General features: G+C 60.7%; 21 protein-coding genes and 1 pseudogene. 11 read left to right on the top strand and 11 right to left on the bottom strand.

Annotation, left to right across the window (positions count from 1 at the left end; genetic code table 11):
* Nucleotides 1-380: 380 nt before the first annotated feature.
* Together C9I57_RS28565 and C9I57_RS28570 are read left to right on the top strand one after the other, a co-directional pair.
* Entirely contained in the window at nucleotides 381-1,184 is an 804-nt protein-coding gene (locus C9I57_RS28565; RefSeq protein WP_258187876.1) for a sulfite exporter TauE/SafE family protein, read from the top strand.
* Nucleotides 1,185-1,217: 33 nt separating this feature from the next.
* Nucleotides 1,218-1,436: pseudogene (locus tag C9I57_RS28570) on the top strand (VOC family protein); the annotation flags it as partial.
* An 86-nt stretch (nucleotides 1,437-1,522) separates the two neighbouring features.
* On the opposite strand, the gene C9I57_RS28575 reads toward C9I57_RS28570, so the two are convergent.
* On the bottom strand, nucleotides 1,523-2,233 hold the full coding sequence (locus tag C9I57_RS28575; protein ID WP_107153918.1) for an Imm52 family immunity protein: 711 nt from the start codon (nucleotides 2,231-2,233) through the stop codon (nucleotides 1,523-1,525).
* Nucleotides 2,234-2,393: 160 nt separating this feature from the next.
* A complete protein-coding gene (locus tag C9I57_RS28580) occupies nucleotides 2,394-3,149 on the bottom strand; it encodes an immunity 52 family protein (RefSeq protein WP_258187877.1) in 756 nt (251 codons plus the stop codon).
* Between the two features lie 474 nt (nucleotides 3,150-3,623).
* Here C9I57_RS28580 and C9I57_RS28590 point away from each other — a divergent pair, with 474 nt between their 5' ends.
* The 5 genes from C9I57_RS28590 to C9I57_RS28610 all read left to right on the top strand — a co-directional run bounded on the left by C9I57_RS28590 (nucleotide 3,624) and on the right by C9I57_RS28610 (nucleotide 6,937).
* On the top strand, nucleotides 3,624-3,983 hold the full coding sequence (locus tag C9I57_RS28590) for a helix-turn-helix domain-containing protein (RefSeq protein WP_107153921.1): 360 nt from the start codon (nucleotides 3,624-3,626) through the stop codon (nucleotides 3,981-3,983).
* Nucleotides 3,984-4,075: 92 nt separating this feature from the next.
* Nucleotides 4,076-4,309, top strand: a complete 234-nt coding sequence (locus C9I57_RS28595; protein ID WP_107153922.1) for a SymE family type I addiction module toxin — start codon at nucleotides 4,076-4,078, stop codon at nucleotides 4,307-4,309.
* A 272-nt stretch (nucleotides 4,310-4,581) separates the two neighbouring features.
* Nucleotides 4,582-4,923, top strand: coding sequence for a helix-turn-helix domain-containing protein (locus C9I57_RS28600; protein ID WP_107153923.1), 342 nt, complete (start codon nucleotides 4,582-4,584; stop codon nucleotides 4,921-4,923).
* Between the two features lie 227 nt (nucleotides 4,924-5,150).
* The gene (locus C9I57_RS28605) at nucleotides 5,151-6,314 is read left to right on the top strand and encodes an AAA family ATPase (RefSeq protein WP_107153976.1); all 1,164 of its coding nucleotides are present in this window, start codon (nucleotides 5,151-5,153) and stop codon (nucleotides 6,312-6,314) included.
* Between the two features lie 176 nt (nucleotides 6,315-6,490).
* Nucleotides 6,491-6,937, top strand: a complete 447-nt coding sequence (locus tag C9I57_RS28610; RefSeq protein WP_219909914.1) for a DUF4276 family protein — start codon at nucleotides 6,491-6,493, stop codon at nucleotides 6,935-6,937.
* Between the two features lie 144 nt (nucleotides 6,938-7,081).
* Here C9I57_RS28610 and C9I57_RS28615 read toward each other — a convergent pair whose 3' ends face one another.
* The 3 genes from C9I57_RS28615 to C9I57_RS28625 form a co-directional block, all read right to left on the bottom strand.
* The gene (locus C9I57_RS28615; protein WP_018441759.1) at nucleotides 7,082-7,273 is read right to left on the bottom strand and encodes a hypothetical protein; all 192 of its coding nucleotides are present in this window, start codon (nucleotides 7,271-7,273) and stop codon (nucleotides 7,082-7,084) included.
* Between the two features lie 96 nt (nucleotides 7,274-7,369).
* Nucleotides 7,370-7,687 carry a YnfA family protein gene (locus tag C9I57_RS28620; protein ID WP_107153924.1) on the bottom strand — a complete coding sequence of 106 codons (318 nt, stop codon included), beginning with the start codon at nucleotides 7,685-7,687 and terminating at the stop codon, nucleotides 7,370-7,372.
* A 2-nt stretch (nucleotides 7,688-7,689) separates the two neighbouring features.
* Nucleotides 7,690-8,745, bottom strand: coding sequence for a cation diffusion facilitator family transporter (locus C9I57_RS28625; protein WP_146166287.1), 1,056 nt, complete (start codon nucleotides 8,743-8,745; stop codon nucleotides 7,690-7,692).
* A gap of 81 nt (nucleotides 8,746-8,826) precedes the next feature.
* Between C9I57_RS28625 and C9I57_RS28630 the strand changes: the two genes are divergently transcribed.
* Nucleotides 8,827-9,162, top strand: a complete 336-nt coding sequence (locus tag C9I57_RS28630; protein WP_018441755.1) for an ArsR/SmtB family transcription factor — start codon at nucleotides 8,827-8,829, stop codon at nucleotides 9,160-9,162.
* A gap of 92 nt (nucleotides 9,163-9,254) precedes the next feature.
* On the opposite strand, the gene hpnI is transcribed toward C9I57_RS28630, so the two are convergent.
* From hpnI to C9I57_RS28650, 4 genes are all read right to left on the bottom strand, one after another.
* Nucleotides 9,255-10,487 (bottom strand): bacteriohopanetetrol glucosamine biosynthesis glycosyltransferase HpnI, encoded by a 1,233-nt coding sequence (hpnI, locus tag C9I57_RS28635; protein WP_107153925.1) that lies wholly within the window; start codon nucleotides 10,485-10,487, stop codon nucleotides 9,255-9,257.
* A gap of 283 nt (nucleotides 10,488-10,770) precedes the next feature.
* Nucleotides 10,771-12,123, bottom strand: a complete 1,353-nt coding sequence (locus tag C9I57_RS28640) for a TRAP transporter large permease (protein ID WP_018441752.1) — start codon at nucleotides 12,121-12,123, stop codon at nucleotides 10,771-10,773.
* Nucleotides 12,124-12,128: 5 nt separating this feature from the next.
* Nucleotides 12,129-12,608 (bottom strand): TRAP transporter small permease, encoded by a 480-nt coding sequence (locus C9I57_RS28645; protein ID WP_107153926.1) that lies wholly within the window; start codon nucleotides 12,606-12,608, stop codon nucleotides 12,129-12,131.
* A 94-nt stretch (nucleotides 12,609-12,702) separates the two neighbouring features.
* Nucleotides 12,703-13,689, bottom strand: a complete 987-nt coding sequence (locus C9I57_RS28650) for a TRAP transporter substrate-binding protein (RefSeq protein WP_107153927.1) — start codon at nucleotides 13,687-13,689, stop codon at nucleotides 12,703-12,705.
* A gap of 457 nt (nucleotides 13,690-14,146) precedes the next feature.
* Between C9I57_RS28650 and C9I57_RS28655 the strand changes: the two genes are divergently transcribed.
* Nucleotides 14,147-16,294, top strand: a complete 2,148-nt coding sequence (locus tag C9I57_RS28655) for a glycoside hydrolase family 28 protein (RefSeq protein ID WP_107153928.1) — start codon at nucleotides 14,147-14,149, stop codon at nucleotides 16,292-16,294.
* A 56-nt stretch (nucleotides 16,295-16,350) separates the two neighbouring features.
* On the opposite strand, the gene C9I57_RS28660 is transcribed toward C9I57_RS28655, so the two are convergent.
* A complete protein-coding gene (locus C9I57_RS28660; protein ID WP_107153929.1) occupies nucleotides 16,351-16,653 on the bottom strand; it encodes an acylphosphatase in 303 nt (100 codons plus the stop codon).
* A 28-nt stretch (nucleotides 16,654-16,681) separates the two neighbouring features.
* Nucleotides 16,682-17,560, bottom strand: a complete 879-nt coding sequence (locus C9I57_RS28665; RefSeq protein ID WP_107153930.1) for a LysR family transcriptional regulator — start codon at nucleotides 17,558-17,560, stop codon at nucleotides 16,682-16,684.
* Nucleotides 17,561-17,687: 127 nt separating this feature from the next.
* On the opposite strand from C9I57_RS28665, the gene C9I57_RS28670 reads away from it, so the two are divergent.
* Together C9I57_RS28670 and C9I57_RS28675 are read left to right on the top strand one after the other, a co-directional pair.
* Nucleotides 17,688-19,073: an MFS transporter gene (locus C9I57_RS28670; RefSeq protein ID WP_107153931.1), complete on the top strand. Its 1,386-nt coding sequence runs from the start codon at nucleotides 17,688-17,690 to the stop codon at nucleotides 19,071-19,073.
* Nucleotides 19,070-20,194: an NAD(P)/FAD-dependent oxidoreductase gene (locus C9I57_RS28675; RefSeq protein ID WP_107153932.1), complete on the top strand. Its 1,125-nt coding sequence runs from the start codon at nucleotides 19,070-19,072 to the stop codon at nucleotides 20,192-20,194. The genes C9I57_RS28670 and C9I57_RS28675 overlap by 4 nt, the downstream gene beginning before the upstream one ends.
* The last annotated feature ends 44 nt before the right edge of the window (nucleotides 20,195-20,238 follow it).

Consider the following 20,238-nt stretch of genomic DNA (forward strand, 5'->3'; position numbering starts at 1 on the left):
CGATGGCATGGCCGGATAAGGGAATGACGGGGTGCCCAAAAAGGAAAGCGTCCGGTTGCTGGACACTTGGCGTCGGATTTGTTGACGGACTAGGTCAGTCCTCAGTTAGCCATCTTCCTGTAACGCGATTGCCGGCTGATGCCGAGCCGCCTTGCCGCGTGCAGCGACTGTTTTCAGCAAAAAACCAGGCCAACAGAAGCCGGCACGATCCAGGCCGTCTACGCACCTGCGACGTATCTGCATTGGTTAAACTTGGCGATCCTGTGGCGAGTAGGGGCGTATCGTTGCTCGCCGCGATTTCGGAATCTCGCTCGCGCCGGCACGCGTTTGACAGCATTCGATTACACCCCCACCACAATAAGCACGACAACAAACCAACGATGAACGAGCTGTCCCATTTCCACGCTCATGCGGGCCTGCTGTTGCCGACGCTGCAGACGCTCGATGTGCGTACGCTGCTCGGCATCGCAGCGGCGCTCGTACTCGGCGGGATCGTGAAAGGCATCGTCAGCATCGGCGTACCGATCATCGCCATGCCGATCCTGAGCCAGTTCATGCCGATCAAGCAGGCGGTGCTGCTGCTCTCGATGCCGGTGATTCTCGGCAACATTCCGCAAGCGCTCGAGGGAGGCGAGCTGTTGCCAACCGTGCGCCATATCGCGGCCCCACTCGTGGGTACGGTGCTCGGCAATCTCGTCGGTGTCTCGGTGCTGATATCGCTCGAGCCCCACCATGCGCAGATCGTGGCAGGCGCGCTTTTGGCTTTCGCGGCCATGCTGCTGCTCATTTCGCCGCGATTTTCGCTGGCGCCGCGTTGGGTTAAACCCGTTGGGTTCGTGCTCGGCTTCGGGGCTGCGATGATGGAAAGCATCGCGTCGATTCCCGGGCCGTTGCTCGCCATCTATCTGATCGCCTCGGGTGCGCGTGGCAAAGCATTTACGAAGCAGATGGCGGTGATCCTGGTCGTATCGGTCATCACGCTGCTGATTGCATTCAGGGGCGGCGCACAGGCGAGCGGCTTCGATCTGCTGATTTCAGCCGCGGCGAGTGTGCCCGTGATCGCCGGAATCGTGCTTGCGCGCCCGCTGCGCGACAAGCTGCCGCCGCACGCGTTTCGTATCATCGTGCTTTTGTTCGTGCTCGTGGCCGCGGCGCAGATGATTCGTAAGGCGGTGGGGTGGTAGCGGCAGCAAGATTCCAGACGTAGTGACCGACGGGATCGTCGGGCGCTTGCTCAAGTGCTGCTGTGCCTGTCAGCGGATAATCGGGAGGAGGTGTCCAGCATGGTCGATAAGGCGATTGGTGCCGGCGGCAAGGCAGACCCTACGCCTGTGCAGGACCTCGGCTTCATGTATGGCCGCAGCTTCGAGGATCCGGATGGCCATATTTGGGAAGTGATGTGGATGGATCCCAAAGCTGTGCCGCCGCACGGCTGATATTCCTCGAACGAGAATCGTGGATCGCCCGGAGGTTCAGCCCGTTTTTGGCGATGCCCCCGGGCGATAGCAGGCGATGGGTCTTGCTATCGGCACAAGAGGTCTTGGTCGGCCAACCGCACTTCGATCGCGTTAGCGATCTTCACGTGCTCGGGATTGTCGGCGGAGAAGACCTCGTTGGCGATGCTGACAATGATGGTGCCTCTCTGTTTATCGCCTTCCATGACCGGCAACAATTCGGCCGCTTCCGGCAACTGCTCCGCTGTGACGATCTTTGCAAGGTACAGCATCCATCCAGCACCCGGCTTGTTGCGGAAGACCTTACGCGTCGTGTAATACATCAGAGGTCCAACTTCAATCTCAGAGGCAGCGGGCCATACGTCGAGCAAGCCAATTATGAGTTGTTGCGCCTTCTTCGCATTGTCGAGCGTCTCAGGATTTTGGAATTGAAGTTTGAAAACACAGATGGGGAAGTTGCCGTCGGTGGAGAACGAGACGTAGAACGCGCTTCCCCCGGCTTTCTGTTTACCGTTCCAGACGGAAGTGATTCGATAGTCGGTTGTCCGGTCTTTTCTGTCTTCCGCTCGGAGCATTTCGACGGCAGCAGGCGTTGGACCATCGCGGTCGAAGGCTGGAGTCGCGAGGGACTTCTTCGGTGTCGCCGCGGGCGGATACCACTCTTGCATGGGAAATCCGAACGGCTCAAGCAGTTTGGCGATCTTCCAAAGATAGCGAAGATGCTCCACCTGCGACGGGAGCGCAGCTTGTTGTAGTCGAAAAATCAGGGTTACCTGCATGTCTATGTCACGAGTGGAGTGACGATTCGATCGAAAGCAGTTCTCTCGAAAATAGCTCGAGGTGCGTTCTGTGATTTATTTCAATCATGACGCCGTGGCGCCGCCGATGGCGCCGAACGGCGAGCCCTGATTCGATTCTTGATGTTGCTTGCTCAGCTCGTTACTGAGGCAAGAGGTCCTGATCGGCCAAACGCACTTCGATCGCGTTCGCGATCTTCACGTGCTCGGGATTGTCGACGGAGAAAACCTCGTCGGCGACGCTAACGATGATGGTGCCTTTCTGTCCGTCGCCTTCCATGACAGCGACAAGCTCGGCCGCTTCTGGCAACTCCCGTGCAGTGATCGGCTTTGCAAGGTAGAGCATCCATCCCGCTCCCGGCCTCTTGGGAAATACGGCCCGCGTGGTGTAGTACATCAGCGGCCCAACTTCGATGACAGATGCATTCGGCCATATTCCAAGCAAGCCGAGCACGAGTCGCTGCATGTTGGTCGTGTTTAGAAGTGCCTCGGCAGCGTCGAATTGGAGGCCGAGCACACAAGTCGGGTTGCCGGGATCAACGGACAACGAGACGGAGAAGGCGCTGCCTCCCTCCTTCTGTTTGCCGTTCCAGACCGAAGTGATTCGATAGTCGGTTGTCTTCTCTCTCTTATCTCCAGCTCGAAGCCTCTCGACGGCAGCAGGTGTCGGGCCGTTGTGGTCGAAGGCGAGGGTCTCGAGGGACTTCTTCGCAGTTGCTGCGGGCGGATGCCAGTTTTGAATGGGGAAGCCGAACGGCTCGAGCAGTTTTGCGACCTTCCAGAGGTAGACGAGATGCTCTTGCTGTGAAGGGAGCATGGCTTGCTGTAGTCGAAAAATTTGCGTTATTTGCATGTTAGGCATGAAGTAAGGATTCGATCGGAAGAGCTTCGCGCGCAAATTGCTGCGAGAGGAACGCGTGGGAAATGGGCTGGATTCGCGTTGACGATGCTGTCTCGGACAGCTTTGACGAAGTCACGCTCGTTTCCGTTGAGAAGATCGTTCTGTTGTTGGTCTGTTTCTTCACGCATAAGTCGATGTTTGAAAGCGTTTGCCTCCCGTCTGCTCGCGCCGACGAGGGCGCGCCAAACGGATCGTTCGTACGAGGACCGGCAACGGCGAATGGGTCTCGGTTGCATTAGTCCGGCGATGATTCTTGACGCGGGGCCGGCTGCAGCGGCCCTTTTCGGCAAAAAATCAGACCAACGGAAGTCGTTTCCTGGAGCCGAAGGTGAAGGAGGCGTGATGCATCGGCTCGTTAGCCATTCGGCTACGTTCCGCCATATGTTTTTGAGATACACATGGTGATAGTCTTAAGCAATTCGGAGCAAGCCCGCAATGGCGAACTGCCTTGAACGATTTAGGTATTCGAGCATGGAATTTTCACAGCGCTTATTTCGGCTACGTAAAGCACGCGGACTATCGCAACAGGCCCTGGCCGACCTGATCGGCGTTACCGTCGTGCAGATTTATCGATACGAGAAGGGGGCGTCGCAACCTCCCTTTGCCGTAATTCGGAGGTTAGCAATTGCGCTGGGTGTCAGCGCTGATGCGCTCATGTTTGATCGCGACGAACGCCGTCCCGATGACACGTTGCGCTACCACTTCGAAACGATTTCGCGTATGCCGGAGCACGAGCAGCAGATCGTGCGCGAGCTACTGGACGCGCTCATTTTCAAGAGTCACGCGATCAACGAGCAAGCAACGAACTCGTACGTACGCAGCAGGAGGTAAAGAAGGTAAGCGGTAAGCGAAGCGCGGGCCGAGAGTGTTAGCAGCACTCACGACCCGCTAACCACAACCCACTCTTCACAGGAGAGCAGATCATGGCTGAGGCCAATCATAAGTCACGTAGTCTCGTCTCGGAACGTTTTGTCACCGTTCAGGAGTCGAGGCGTTACCAATCGTCGTGGAACAAACCTCCGTACCGATACCCGGCGCCCGTGTTTTATCCCTGGCTGAAGCTTGCCGGTCGATGGATCGAGCATGCCGGGTTCCGCCCCGGGCAACGCGTCAAAATCGCTGTCGAAGTCGGCAGGCTGATCATTACCGCTGCTTGAATGTGGGGAGGCCGTGCCGCGGTTCGGCTCGCGGGCGGCGTGAGCTAACTACCTGGACACGGCCCTAGCAAGGCCCAGACGCAGCCATGCTCTACGGCAGATTTATCTATATTTGGGTATAATTCGATGTCTGCAACGATCAAACCCGCGTACTGGGTGGGCTCAGCAAAAAGGGACGTAAGTCGACGAGCGGGATTACCAAGCCGAAGCCGGACGTGTAGTTGATCGAGCAGCGATTGAAAGCGGTGGCTGCGTTGGAACAGGAGTAGGAGATGAGCAGGATAGCGATCGTCGACGGCATAGCCATGGAGCAAGGCAGCGACAATCCGTATGCGGACTTGGGCTACCCGGCGGCTGAAGAGATGCTCGTCAAAGCGGGGCTGGCGCACGAGATTGGTGAAATTATCAAGAGCCGGCATCTCACGCAGCAGCGGGCGGCTGAGTTGCTCGGGATGCCGCAACCCAAGCTGTCGGAAATGCTGCGCGGCAAGTTCCGAGGTATCAGCCAGGCAAAGATGATCGAGTGTCTGAATCGGCTGGGGCGCGATGTGGACATCGTGGTTAGGAAGGCCAAACGGCGCACCATCGGGCATACGCACGTAGTCTTGGCCTAAGAAGTCGTAACAAGATGAGTCGAGGGGCGGTCGGCCACTGTCGAAACCTACCTTCGTGAAAGTGACCGCGGCTACACGTTGGTGGCATGACGAGAAGCCATCCGATTTGTCCTCGACGCAATGACCGAACCCAGCCACGTGCTGCTGTGAATCGGTTAAATCGAGTGCGATGTGAGCGAAGACGCTGGCGAGTTGCGGCTCGTCATCGAATAGAGAAGGGCGTGATCATGCTGCTCAAATCCATCAAGCTAGAGAACTTCCTGAGTTTCGGCGATTCGACCCGAGCGGTGGAACTGCTGCCGCTCAACGTGGTGATCGGCCCGAATGGCTCGGGTAAGTCGAACCTGATTGAAGCGATCGAACTCATACGATCCGCGCCGAAGGACTTGCTGACTCCCATTCGTGACGGTGGGGGGGTGCACGATTGGTTGTGGAAGGGAGCATCGAAGACGCCGACCGCAACGATTGACGCCGTGCTCGACAATCCCATAGGCCAAGCGGATCTGCGCTATGTGCTGAGCTTCACGGAAGTGGCTCAACGTTTCGAGATATTGGACGAGCGCATCGAGAACGAGCGTCCAGATGCCGGTCACCACAAGCCGCATCTCTTTTATCGCTTCGAGCACGGCCGCGGTGTCCTAAATGTCAAGGGTAAAGAGCGGCGTTTGCTGCATGAGGAAATCGAATCCGCTGCATCCATATTGGCTCAACGGAAAGACCCGGACCAGTACCCCGAGCTCACCTACCTCGGCAACGCCTTTTCCAAGATCCGCCTCTACCGCGAGTGGAGCTTCGGCCGCTACACGACGCCGCGTCTACCGCAGAAGGCGGATTTGCCAAACGATTTGCTCGAACCGGATGCCAGCAACTTGGGGTTGGTACTCAATCGTCTCCGTCGTGAGCCCGCTGTCAAGCGGCGTCTATTGGAAGCGTTGCGTGCCTTGTACGAAGGCATTGATGATTACGACGTACAGATCGAGGGCGGGACTGTTCAGGTCTTCTTCCACGAAGGTCGCTTTACGGTCCCCGCGACACGTCTATCGGATGGCACGTTGCGGTACCTGTGTCTCCTGGCCATCCTCTGTCACCCGAACCCGCCACCTCTAGTGTGCATCGAAGAGCCAGAGCTTGGTCTACACCCCGACGTACTCCCTGCTCTGGCTGACCTTCTGAAGGAAGCCTCGGAGCGCACTCAGCTTGTCGTCACCACGCATTCGGACGTGCTGGTCGACGCGCTGACGGATCGCCCGGAAGTCGTGCTAGTGGCGGAAAAGACCGCCGGTAGCACGACGCTCACCCGGCTCGATGCTGAAAAGCTCAAACCATGGCTCGAAAAATATCGTCTCGGCCAGCTCTGGACACGCGGTGAAATCGGGGGGACTCGATGGTAAAGCTTTATGTGGAAGGGGGAGGTGACACGACAGCGCTCAGAACTGCCTGCCGTGAAGGTTTCACGACGTTCATCACCCGCGCAGGAATCACCGCTCGTCCGCGGGTAGTCGCCTGTGGCAGCCGCCGGGACGCCTACGAGTCGTAATGCACGGCAGTAAAGAATGGCGAGGACGCAATGTTGTTGGTGGACAGCGAAGCGCCGATTGCGCCTGAGGATGAGAGTCCTCAAGACCGCACTGACAAATGGCTACCGTGGAATCACCTGAAAAAGCGTGACCTGTGGGACAGGCCTGGCAAGTCGCCAGACGCCGATTGCCATCTGATGGTGCAGTGCATGGAAAGCTGGTTCCTTGCCGACCCGCAAACACTCAAAGCCTTTTTCGGGCAAGGCTTTAGGGAAAAGCCGCTACTCATCGCCAACAATTCGGTCGAGAAGGTAGGTAAGGCCCAGGTCTACGATGCGCTTGCCAAGGCGACAGGTGACTGTAAGACCAAGGCGGAATACGGCAAAGGCGAACACTCCTTCAAGTTATTGGCCAAGGTTGACCCTGCCAAGGTCACTGCCTCTTCTCCTTGGGCGAAACGCTTCGTGGATGGACTGAAGAAGCGAATGGGCTGTTGACGTTGACGGCAACACAGCTCGCGTGCGGCGAAGGATCGCTCGATGCGCGGTGTTGTTCCTTTTGCTGCAGCGGTACTACATCGAAGGTCTCGTCGCCGGCGCGGTAAAAGCTTGAGTCACCGCGGCGGAGACGAGTCTTCCTCGTCAAAGAATCCTAAGCTGGCGAATCTTCCCGATCTGCGGCGAGCGCTTGAGAATCATGTCGGTGATGTACTCGACCAGGAGCGCGCGCGGCACATTGTCCGGCACCCCCTCCACAAGCTGCGTCGGAACGTGAACGATGAACTCGTCCGGCTTGCTCTTCAGACTGTGCTCGTAACTTACGCGGTAATCCATGATTTTGCCTAACGTTGGTGCGGCTGTTGCAGTGCTGATTCTACCGGTCCCGTGAATCTCGGAGGGATAGAACACTGGCTGCGGGTGCGCGACCCCTCACTTCGGCTGAAAGGCAATAACGGCCATGCCTCCGACGGTCAAAGCAACGCCAAGACAGTCCCACCCCGTCGGGCGGATACCTTCGACAATCCATAGCCACAGAATAGCGACAGCGATGTAAACGCCGCCGTACGCCGCGTAGGTCCGGCCAGCCGCCGCCGGATGCAGCGTCAGCAGCCAGGCGAACGCCGCCAGACTCATGGCTCCCGGCACGAGGAGCCACGCGCTCGCTCCTTCGCGAAGCCAGCGCCATGGCAAATAACAGCCGAGTATTTCGGCGACGGCGGTGATGGCGAATAGCGCGAACGTCTTCACGCTCAGTGACAGTTCTTCGCGCCGGATCCGCCACGAGCGGATGTGTGCTGGTCCGCGCACTCGTCGTGCTCGATCTGCACGGTGACGTGATCGATATTGAAGTGCGTCGCCAGCCGGCGCTGAACCGCCTTGACGACATCATGCGGATCGGCCTCGACCGCGGGATGCACATGCAGCGTCAGCATATGCTGCTCGCCTGTCATCGACCAGGCGTGAATGTGATGCGCATCGCGCACGCCCACGACGTTTTGCTCGAGGTCCGCCTTGATGTCGGCCAGGTTCACGCCCGCCGGGGTGCCTTCGAGCAAGATATGCGCGGACGACTTGACGATACCCCATGCGCTCTTGAGGATCACGAGCGCAACGAATATCGACAAAATCGGATCGATGGGCGTCCAGCCGGTAAGCAGGATGACGCACGCCGCTACGATGGCTGCCGCCGAGCCGAGCATGTCGCCGAGGACATGCAGCCAGGCTCCCCGCAAGTTGAGGTTCTCGCGGTTGCCGCCGTGCAGAACCGCGAACGCGGCGATGTTCGAGGCAAGACCCGCGATCGCCACGATGAGCATCGTCTTGCCGACGACGGGTATCGGTGACGCAAAGCGCTGGATGGCCTCGATCACGATCCACGCGGCGATGACGAACAGCGCACATCCGTTGACGAATGCAGCGAGGATCTCGAGGCGCTTATAGCCATACGACAGTTCGGCCGTGGCCTCGCGCCGGCCGTAGTGAATCGCGAACCAACTGAATCCCAGCGCGGCGGCATCACTGACCATATGGCCCGCGTCGGCCAGCAGCGCGAGCGAGCCCGCCATCAGGCCGCCGACGATCTCGACGACCATGAACACGGCGATGATGATGAATGCCCACCCGATGCGGTGCTGATCCGTTACGCCATGCAGGTGATCATGGCCGGCATGACTGTGCCCTGCATGACCGTGCCCGGCGTGGTCATGTCCCGCATGGTCATGGGCATGATCGTGGCTTGCATGCGAATGACCTCCACCATGGTTGTGGGCCGCATGGCCGGAACCGTGGTCGTGATTGTGTGCCATCGGACTATCGCTCGGCTGGACTCTGGATGGGCTATTATATACACATATAAGTATGCGTTAATGTGAAATATCGGAGGCGAGATGCGGCCGTTCGAATTGAGCGACGACCAGGTCACGGAGTTGTCGGAGATGTTTCGGCTGATGGGCGACCCGACGCGCCTGAAAATCATTGTCTCTTGCCTGAGCGCGCCGATGTGCGTCACCGACATCGCAGCGAAGCACGGCCTGTCTCAGCCGCTCGTCAGCCATCATTTGCGGCTGTTGCGTGCGGCTCGCGTGCTGCGGGCCGAGCGCCGCGGGAAGCAGATTTTCTATGAGGCGGCGGACGAGCACGTTAAGCGCGTCATCGGCGATATGGCAGACCACGTCTGCGAGCATCCGGGCTCGGAATTCGAGGAGTCGGCGAAGGAAGCGTGAGCTTCTGGCAGGCAAGCGTTGGAAAGTGCCCCGCGCGCGCTGAGCGGAAAGACGCGTCGTCGTTTGGCGATGAAAGTGACCGTAAGTCCAGCTCAATCATCCTGAAGCGGATGCAAAAGGCCTTTCGGGCCGACATCGAAACTGGCGCCGCGCCAGACCACGCGCGTCGAGAAGAAACTCGCGATCAGGATCGCGACCGAGTAGAGGTCTCGCAACGGCAGCAGCCATAAGTCGCGGCACCGCTCGTGCACCGCAGCGTCAGCGACTAACTTCAGCGCGACGCGCGCCAGCAGCGCGACGAGCACGAGCGGCCATGACCATATCGCGCCGCCGGACAGGCCGGCCGCGATCAGCGCGAGCGGAAACGGGTGCGTGAGCACTGAGCCGAGATGGCCAAGCGGATCCATGATGCGCAGCGAGCGGCTCCAGCGAAGTTCGTGCGCAGTCAGTGCGCTGAAAGTCGATTCAGCCGAAGTATGGGAAATGACGATCGGCGGGATGGCGGCCTGCTCGCCCGCGGCCCGCACTGCTTCGCCGATAGCGTTGTCTTCGACGAGGATGTGCCCAAAGCGCGCGAAGCCGCCGATCTTGGCGAGCGTCTCGCGCCGCGTCGCGATCGTCTGTCCGAAGCATGGCCGGGCGATCTTAAGCGCAAGCCCAGTGACGACGCTTGGCAGGAAGTTGTAGTTGATGCCCTGAGCCGATAGGTGCGGCCAGAATCCCGGCGCCGGTCGGCCGCGGTAAAGGCAAGTCACGAGGCCGACGTTCGGTTTTTGCAGCTCGCCGATGACACGTCGGAGATAGTCTGGTGACACTCGGATGTCGCTATCGGCAAATACGAAAACATCGTGCACTGCATGCGGCATCATGTTGATGAGGTTGCTGACCTTTCGATTCGGGCCATGCAGGCGCGAATCGGCGACGACCGTGATATGCGCTTCGGGAAACAGCTGCTTCAATTTCTCGACGGCTTTTAACGCGGGGTCTTCGCTTTGCTGGACGCCGAACAGGAATTGGATGGCGCCCGCATAATCTTGCCGGCAGAAGCTTGCGAGGCCGTCGAGAAGCCCCCATTCGTCGCCGGATAGGGGTTTTACGATCGTGACCGGAGGAAAACTCGAGGGTTCGGATTTCGGCTTCTTGAAGAACCGCCAGACCAGTATGGACGCCGCGACGGTATAGATGATGCCGATCGATGCGCAGAGCGCAAAAAAAGCCGCTAACGCTGCCAGAAGGATGTCAGCCGCGGGAGGATCGATGCGTGTAATGCATTCCAATCCCGCTGCAGTGCCAACCAGACACGCAAGCCATATCAGATACCTCATTCGCCAAGCTTCCAAAAAAGAGCCGAACGCGGGCCGCGGCGGCCCGGCTTATGAGGTAGGTCTTGCGCACACGAATCCGCGTGTCATACGACAGCCCTCTCTGGGCCTGCCGCATTTTTCTTGCCAGGGGACGGTGATGGAGGGGCGGTCTCGCGACATCAGCGATACCACCGATGATACGAGACGCTAGTTGCCGATTTAATCGTGAAGGCGGATTAAGCCGCGCTGGGAGCGGATCTGGCTCGGGCCGCCCGTCAGCCCGCGAGACGGGCGGCCCGCCGAATCAATAAACCGGATGTCCGCTGATGAGGCTGGGCAGCCAGGTGGAGAAAAACGGCAAATACGTCACGATATTGATCGCACTGAAGATCGCGAGGTAATACGGCCACGCAACCTTCGTCGTTTCCCCGATCGACACGTTGCCGATCGCGCATCCGACAAACTGCACGGACCCGATCGGCGGATGCACGAGCCCGAGCGAGCAGTTGAGCAGCAGCATGATGCCGAACTGCACCGGCCCGACACCGCAAGCCATCGCGATCGGCAGGAACAGCGGCGTCGTGATCAGGATGTGCGCCGCCATGTCGACGAACGTGCCGAGGAACACCTGCAGGACATTGATGTAGAGCAGCATCAGCCAAGGCGCGGCGCTCGATTGCTTCAGCAAGGCCTCGATCGCATCCGGAATCTCCAGATACGACATCTGGAAGCGCAGCATGTTGGACACGGCGATCAGCAGCAGGACAACGCCCGTCGTGCGCGCCGCATGCGACAGGGCGCGCCACAGCTTCGCGCGATTGAGCGTGCGGTAGACGACGGCCGTCAGCACGAGCGAGTAGACCACCGCGATCGCGGCGGCCTCCGTCGCCGTCGCAATCCCCTTCGCGACACAGACGAGAATGATGGCAATCACCATGAGCCCCGGCACCGCGCCCGCAAAGCTGCGCGCGACGGCGTACCAGCCCGGAAACTTCGGCAATTCGCTCGACCCATCGGCGCGACGCGGATAACCGTGACGCACGGCCTGCCAGTAGGCGGCGGCAAGCACGAAGCCCATCACCCACAGCACGGGCAGCAGGCCCGAAAACAGCAAGTCGCCGATCGACACACCGCTCACCGGATGCCCGTTGAGCATGCCCGTAATGCCCTGCGCGGCGAAGGCGTAGATGATCATGTTCGTCGAAGTCGGCATCAGCGCGCCGGCCAGCGACGCGTGCGTCGTCACGTTGACCGCATACGCCGCGCTATAGCCTTCGCGCTTCATCAACGGAATGACCACACCGCCCATCGCCGAGGTGTCGGCCGTCGGCGAGCCCGAAACGCCGCCGAAGAGCGTGCAAGCGACGACGTTCGCCATGCCGAGACCGCCGCGGAAGTGGCCGACGGCGGCCTGCGCGAACCGCAGGATCCGGTCGGCAATACCGCCGTGCAACATCAGCTCGCCCGAGAAAATGAAGAACGGCACGGCGAGGAACGAGAACGCATTCATTCCCGACACCATCGACTGCATCGCGGTCGCAATCGGCAGGCCTTCGGCGAAATAGGTGGCCACGCACGAGAGCCCGAGCGCGAACGAGACGGGCACGCCGAGGACGAGAAACAGCAGAAAACTGCCAGCGAGGATCGCAAGTTCCATGACTTTTAACGGTGTTCGTGACTACGGAGCGCAAGCAAGTGCTCGAGCGAGAAAAGGATCATCGCAATGCCGGCCGGAACTGCGATCATGTAGCGCAGCCCCTCGGGCAACCCGAGAATCGGAATGCGGTCTTCCATCGTCGTGCTCGCCATGCTCCCGCATCCGACGATGATCGCGATGGCAAAGCCGATCAGGCACAGGTGCTGGAATGCGATCGCTACCGTGCGAGCCTTAGGTGACAAGCGCTGCACGAACGAATCGAGGCCGATGTGGCCGCCGTCGCGTACTTTCAACGCGGCGCCGAACATCGCGATCGTGACGACGAGCAGCAGTGCGATGGGCTCGACGAAATCGGGCGCGTTATCGAAGACGTAACGCATCACGACGCCGTAGAACACGAGCACGGTGAGTGCGATGAGACAGACGGACGCAACGATGGCGAGCGCCCGAAAGAGCGCATCGTTCGAGCGCTTGAGGAGCTTCATGACTTCGGTCCTTCAACGAATACCGCCCGCCTCGCCGCCGGCCATCGGCCGGAGGACGTGCGGGCGTTGCCTGATCAACGCGCGCGGCGCGTCGTTACTTGATCGCCTGGATTTCGTCGACGATCTGCTTCATCTCCGGCGTCTTCTCGTACTTCGTCCAGAGCGGCTGCATGGCCTTCACGAACGCCGCGCGGTCGACGTCCGCCGCGGGGATGATCTTCGCGCCGCCCTTCGTCACAATGTTCTGTGCCTCGGTTTCACGCGCGGTCCACAGTTTCTGGTAGTAGGGCACCGAATCGGCCGCTGCCTTCTTGATGGCCGCCTGTTCCTGCGGCGTCAGCGTATCCCACACCTTCTTTGAGAACACGAGCACTTCCGGCGTCATCGCGTGCTGCGTTTCCGAGTAGTCCTGCGCAACCTCGAAGTGCTTCGTCTCTTCGTAGGACGGCAAGTTGTTTTCCGCTGCGTCGACGAGCCCCGTCTTCAGGCCCGTGTAGACCTCGGCGAACGGCATCGGCGTCGGCGTGCCGCCCATCGCCTTGATCTCGTCGACCATCAGGTCCGACGGCTGCACGCGCACTTTGAGGCCCTTCATGTCGGCGGGCGAACGCACCGGCCGCTTCGCATAGATCGAGCGCGCGCCGCTCTCGTAGAACGTCAGCGCGATCATGCCCTTCGCCTTGAACGCATCGAGGATCTTCTGGCCTTCGGGGCCGTACATCACCTTGCGGAAATGATCGATGTCGCGGAACAGGAACGGGAACGACGGAATCAGCGACTCGGGCACGATCTCGTTGAACGCGGCACCGTTCGCGCGAACCATGTCGATCGCGCCGATCCGCACCTGATCGATCGTGTCCTTCTCGGAGCCGAGCGCGCTGTTGCCGAAGACCTTGATCGAGTCCTTGCCGCCCGTCTCCTTCGAGAGCTCGTCGCTCATGAACTTCACGGCCATGTTGGTCGGGAAGTTGTCGCCGTGCACGTCCGCCGAGCGGAAAACGCGCGCTTGCGCGGACATGGCGAAGCCGGCGAGCAGCGCCGCTGCAAGCGCCACGCGGGAGCGTGTGAATGTCTTTTTCATCGTCAGTTTCCTGGTTCTAAAGCCTGTCTCCGAAGATCGTACATCGTACGACGCGTTGCGCGACTTTACGGATATGCGTCTGTTCGCTCACTCGGTAGTTACCCTTAGGTGCGCGGAGTCAGGGCGCCACGGTAGGATAGGCGGGCCGTCGTGCTGCGAATCGGTGAGGTAAGGCGTTCGAAGGAAATTCGAAGGTTTCGCGAAAACGGAGAATTCTCTCGCGCGATATTGGCGATCGCCCGATGGCTATTTCTTCGGCTGCGCCTGCTGATCCGGAGTGTTGTAGGACGACTGATGACGATGATCCTGTACGAGGGGAGCGGCTCCCACTGCTTATCTCGTACCGCCGCACCGTCCCGCGGAGGGGGCGGTGTCGAGTTGCCCCGATCTCGTCTGCTCCTTACAAAAACCAACCGGCATCGCCTTTCAGCGAGGCCACGACACGGAGACACTCGTCATGACATCCCGCTTTCCCGCTCTGAAGAGAAGATCGAGGCCCCTTGGCCTGTTCGCGGCGCTACTGGCCGCCGCCACGACGTTGGCCGCATGCGGCGGCAGTAGCGACGCGCCGGTCGCAGCAGCCGCGACACCGACGGCCAACAGCGTCTTCCAGGTCGGCACGACGACGTTCGATGCAAACTTGCCCGCAGAGCCGACGCTGCCGACCGACGCCCAAGTTTGCAGCACGCTCGAAGCGAACAATTCGCTCGTGAGCCGGCCGGACGGCTCGCTGCCGCCGGAAGCGGATCCTTCGGTGGTCGGCGTGGGCAAGGCGGTCTCCACGGCCACCGCGAATCCGGACCAAGCTCGCATCCAGGCGGCACTCGATGCTTGCGGAGCGTCCGTCGATGCCGAGGTGGGCACAACGATCGCGGCTGCCGACGCCGCGGCGACCGCTTCCGAGGTGGCGGCCGCGGTCCCGAACGTCAACATCTCCGGCGCGTCGGGTGAGGAGCTGGCCAAATCGAAGTACCACGCCAGCAAGTTCGCGGTGCGGCTCGTCGTGAGCAGCACGGGGCCGGGCAACAGTTTCATCAGCGGTCCGTTGACGCTGCCGTCTGGTGTGACGCTGTGGATCGACAAGGGCGTTACGCTCTACGCATCGCGCGACGTCAAGGCTTATTCGCCGAACGTGGCGGGGCCGTATTGCGGCAATACCGCCGTCAGCGCGACGAAGGCCGGAAGTTCATCCAACTGTCTCGCGCTGATCACTGGGACGGACCTCGTGAACTCGGCCGTGGTCGGTGACGGTCGCATCGACGGACGAGGTTATGCGGAGATCGTCACGTCCGACGCGAAGTATCCGTTGATGAAAGTCGATTTGACGTGCTCGAACACTTACGCGGCCTATAAGACCGGCACGGTTGCTGCCGACGGCACCGCTTGCGATGACGGCGGCACGGTCGTCGATTCGAAGTCGCCGGCGCGCAACATGACGTGGTGGGACCTTGCCTACCTCGGCAACATGGTCGACAACGGCACTACCGGCGTCGGCTCGCAGTCGAACTTCCGTCTGATGGTGTTCAACTACGCGAAGAACCTGACGCTCTATCGAATCACGCTGAGCAACAGCCCGAACTTCCATGTGGTACCGAGCGGCGTCGACGGTTTGACCATATGGGGCGTGAAGGTGCAGACGCCGAACCTCGCTGCGTTCGCGAATCCCGCGGGTAATGGCAACCCGCTTTATACGGGGCAGACGTTCACTCGCGACAACGTCAAGAACACCGACGCGTTCGATCCGGGCTCCGCATCGAAGGCGATTTCGGCGACGCTATCGACGGGCAGCACGACGACGTCCGCGAGTCCCATCTCTTTCGACGGCTATCTGAAGAACTTCGTGTTCGCGTACAACTACGTGAGCACGGGCGACGACGATATCGCGCTCAAGGGGAGCGCCAATCCGTCGCCGGCCGGCTCGGGGCTCTTCGGCATCGACGGCAACCGCGACGTGAGATCGGATCGCAAGTGGGGCGTCGTCATTGCGCACAACCACATCTATTGGGGGCATGGGATTTCGATCGGCAGCGAAACGAATGCGGGCGTCACGAACGTGCAGGTCTTCGACAATTCGTTCTGGAATTCGGAAGAAGGGCTGCGCATCAAGTCCGACTACGCGCGCGGCGGCGAGGTCAGCCACATCCAGTACTCGAACATCTGCATCCAGGATGCGACGAACGCGTTGTTGTTCACGCCGTACTACAGCACGAAGGCCGTGCCATCGAGCGGTCCGCTGTATCCGAACTTCCATGACATCTCGCTCAACAACGTCGTGATCATGGGCAATGCCGGCGTGAAGCTGCAGGGGTTCGAGGCCAACACGGGCGGCTACGGAGAGCCGGCCTTTCCGCTCGTTATGTCGCTGACGAATGTGGTGGCGGATACGCCAACGGGGATCTCGCTGATCTCGTCCGACGCCAATCTGACTGTCGACCACGTGAACTTGCCTATTGCCGCGTCGACGGCGAACCGCGTCGTCGTCAACGGCACGGTGCAGCAGAATCTGCCGACGAGCAGCGTGCTTGATTGCAGCAAAGCGTTCGTCGACTTCCCCGGGATCGATCAATCGAGCATCTTCGGGACGACATGGGCGTCTTTGCAATAGCGGTTTGATCGTGGCGACCCTCGAGTGGGGCTCGGGGGTCGCCGAAGCGGCGCGCCTCAAACCGTGGGCAGCTGCTCGAACCCGTTGAAGCGCGGAAACGGCGGGGCGATGTTGGCGATGTCCATTTCCCCGACCAAAGCGGTCGGCATCCCATCCTCCAGCCACTCGCACATCTCGACAAGCTGCTCGGTCGATCCTTGCAACATCACCTCGACCGAGCCGTCCATCCGATTGCGCACCCATCCGCTGACGCCCAATGCCCTCGCGTGCTCGACGCACGCATCCCGATACCCGATGCCTTGCACCGTGCCGCGTATGCGCACGAGTCGGGTCTCAAGCATGCTCTCGTAGGATTCCATCGCGATTTCCCTCCACGCGAAGTCCCGCCTAAGCTTGCAACGCGCTTAGCGCCCGCTCCACAGCCTCCGAATCGCGCTCGGCGAACGTACTATCGTGCCTGCGTGAGATCCGATATAGCGAAATGTCGGGCGGGGGCTGATGCGCGAGTCGGTGGATCGAGCAACCCGTCTGCGCGCGCAACGCCTCCACCATGAACGACGGCACCAGCGCCCACGCTCCCGGACGCTTGAGCAACGGCGCAAGCAAATGACTCTTGTCGGCCGAGTTCAACGGCCTGAGCAGCCCGCGCTTCGTGCGCCACAAATCGAACTGCCCCGACCACGGCAGGTAAATCTCGCGCGAGTAGTCAAAGCTCGTCAAATCGGCACATTCCTCGATCTCCTGCTCTCCGTTTCGCGGCATGTACGCGATCCGCATGGCGTAGCTTCGAATTCGAGTCGATACGAGATCGGCATGGTCGGCGGGCGACAAAGTAAATGCGGCGTTGAGGTGTCCCGATGCGACTCTGTTTGCCAGCTGCCAGTACCGCCCGCTTTCCAGGTGCAGGCGGATCGGCGGATCTTCGCACGATAGTTCGCTCACGAACGGCGGCAGCACGTGGATCGCAACGGCATCGACAGCGCCAATCGCCAGATAGCGATCGCTTTCCATTTTCAACTGCTCGGCCTCCATCTCGAGGCGCTTCCACCGCTCGGCGATATCGAGGAACCGCTCGCCATGCGGCGTGAGCGCGATTCGTCGCGAGCCGCGCGATCGCAGCAGCAACGAATGGCCGATCCGTCGTTCGAGCGCCTGAATGCGATAGGAAACCGTCGACTGCGTCGCGCATACGATCTCCGCCGCTTGCAACAGGCTTCCGGTGCGCACAACCGCTAGAAAGGTATTGATCTCTTCGCTGAACAACATATCGATCCCTTCGATATGACGTAAATAAAGAACGACATTGACCGATATTTAGCGCGTCTCTAGCCTTGATGCAAGCGGATGAGAAGAAGCCGCCTCTACCCCACATGTACGCATCGGGAGTCCCACCATGACAGAGAGACGCGTCAGCCTCGACGAATTGCCTACCGGTCGTTTTCATCGACGCGTCGCGCTCGTCGCCGCCGGCGGACCGTTTTGCGACGGTTACTTGCTCGGAATCATCGTTGTCGCATTGCCGCTCATCGCGCGCGATTTACATCTGAGCGCGGCCCAAGCGGGTCTGATCGGCGCGGCGAGCTTGCTCGGTATGTTCGTCGGCGGAATCGTGTTCGGTCCGATGACGGACCGGTTCGGGCGCCAATCGATGTATGTGCTCAATCTGGCCGTGTTCGTCCTCTGCTCGATCGCGCACCTTTTCGTCACGGGTGCGACGGCGCTCTTCGCGCTGCGCCTCGTCATGGGCATCGCGCTCGGCGCCGACTATCCGATCGCCACGGCGCTCGCGTCCGAGTTCTTGCCAAGGCGGCTTCGCGGGCCTGTGCTGTCGAGTCTCGTACTCTGCTTGTGGGTCGGCTACACGCTGAGCCTTGCCACCGGGCTGTTCGTCCATACCGGCGATAGCAGTACGTGGCGTTACGTGCTGGCCAGCGCGGCCATTCCATCCGCGATTTTCCTCTTGCTTCGGCTGAACATCCCGGAATCGCCGCGCTGGCTCGTGTCCGTCGGACGAATCGACGAGGCGCGACGAATCGTCGAAACACATCTCGGGCGGCAGGCCGACTTCGATCACCTGCTTACGCATACTTCGCGGAGCGCGCCGCGCACCGGGCTCGGCTTGTCGAGCATTCGGGAGTTGTTTGGGCGCGGTTACGGCCGGATGGTGTTTTTCTGCTCGGTGTTCTGGACCTGTCAGATAGCGCCGTCATTCGCCATCAAGACATTTCAACCGCTGCTGCTGAAATCGCTCGGCGTGACGCATGTGCTGAGTGGCACGCTCGTGATCATTTCGTTTGCGATCGTCGGCACCGCGCTCGGCATGCTCGTGATCAATCGCATCGGCCGCCGGCCGCTGCTGATCGTGTCGGGCACTATCGCAACGCTCTCGTTGTTCGCGCTCGCGACGCCGCTCTCGGCGCTGGCTGTTTTCGCCATCGCGCTTTTCATCCTTTTCACGATCGCCGAAGCCGCTGGCTCGGCACTGCAGTTTGTCTATCCCAACGAAGTGTTCCCGACGGACGTTCGTGCCACCGGCATGGGCCTCGCGATGTCGGTGAGCCGCATCGGCGCGGCGGCCGGCACGTTCGTGCTGCCGATCACGATTGCGAAGTGGGGCGCGGCGAACGGGCTCCTGATCGCAGCGGGCATTGCTGCGCTGGGCTTGCTGGTGTCATACCGGATGGCGCCGGAAACACGCAATCTGCCGCTTGCGGACTCGGAGCCGCCTCAAGCGCGCGAAAAGCTTTCTCCTGTGAGCAACAACGAGGTTCGAACATGACGATTTCTTCTCCCCGCGTCCTGATTGTCGGCGCAGGCATCATCGGCGCCATTCTTGCCTACGATTTCTCGCGCCGCGGCGCGCGCGTCACCGTGCTCGACCGCAATGAGCGAGCGAGCGGCGCGACGGCGGGATCGTTCGCCTGGATCACGAATCAGACGAAGTTTCGCAACGCCGATACGCTCAGCGAGGCCGGCGCACGCGATTACTTCAATCTTCATCGGCTCTCGCATCTGCGTTGGCGCTATTTGCAGGACGAAGTGAAGGCAAAGCTGCCGATCCGCTGGTGCGGCTGTCTGCAACTGGCGGTTCCAGGCACTCAGCAAGCGACGGAACTCGACGCGGAACTGCAGCGCCGCCTGAGGTGGGGGAGTCCAACGTTCAAGGTGAGTGCCGCCGAGGCGCGCGAACTCGAACCGGCCCTGCGTCCCGGTGACGAGACATTCATCACCTACACGCCGGACGAAGGCATGATGGCGCCGGTGCAGATGACTGCTGCGATGCTTGACGAAGCGATTGCGCTGGGAGCCTCATACAGCGCGAACGATGCATTCGCGAGTCTGCAACGAACTGCCGGGGGATATACGGTGACGAGCGCCAAGGGCACGCGTGAGGCCGATATTGTCGTATTCGCGGGCGGGATCGCCAATCCCGAGTTGACCGAACAGGTTGGACTGAAAGCGCCGCTCGTTCATAGCGTCGGCAGTGTCGTTCACCTCGCGCCGCTGCCCCCGCTCTTCGATAAAGTCGTGCTCGGCTCGCACGTGCATGCCATCCAGCGTTTCGACGGACGTGTCGTCATCGCGCAGCATTTCTCGGGTTCACCCGTTGGCGACCCGAGCGCACCCAATCCGGAGCAACTCGTCGAAGTTGCCGCCGCGATTCTCCCGGGGTTGAAAGGCGCGAAGGTCGAAAAAGTCACCGAAACGCGCCGCGTGATCCCAGCCGATGGTCTGCCGGTGTTCAGCCGCAGCGGCGATGAGGCCGGAATCGCGGCCATCACGACGAATGCCGGCGTGAGTTTAGGAGCGATTCTTTCGCAGTTGATCGTGACCGAAATGATCGAAGGTGTGCGCGTGAAGCTGCTCGATCCGTACCGCGCGGAACGGTTCACCGCTTAAGGGCGGAACGCGTGGAATCCTGGGCGCGCGGGTGGCTGCGCGCC

The organism is Trinickia symbiotica, from assembly GCF_003028655.1.
Classification (GTDB): domain Bacteria; phylum Pseudomonadota; class Gammaproteobacteria; order Burkholderiales; family Burkholderiaceae; genus Trinickia; species Trinickia symbiotica_A.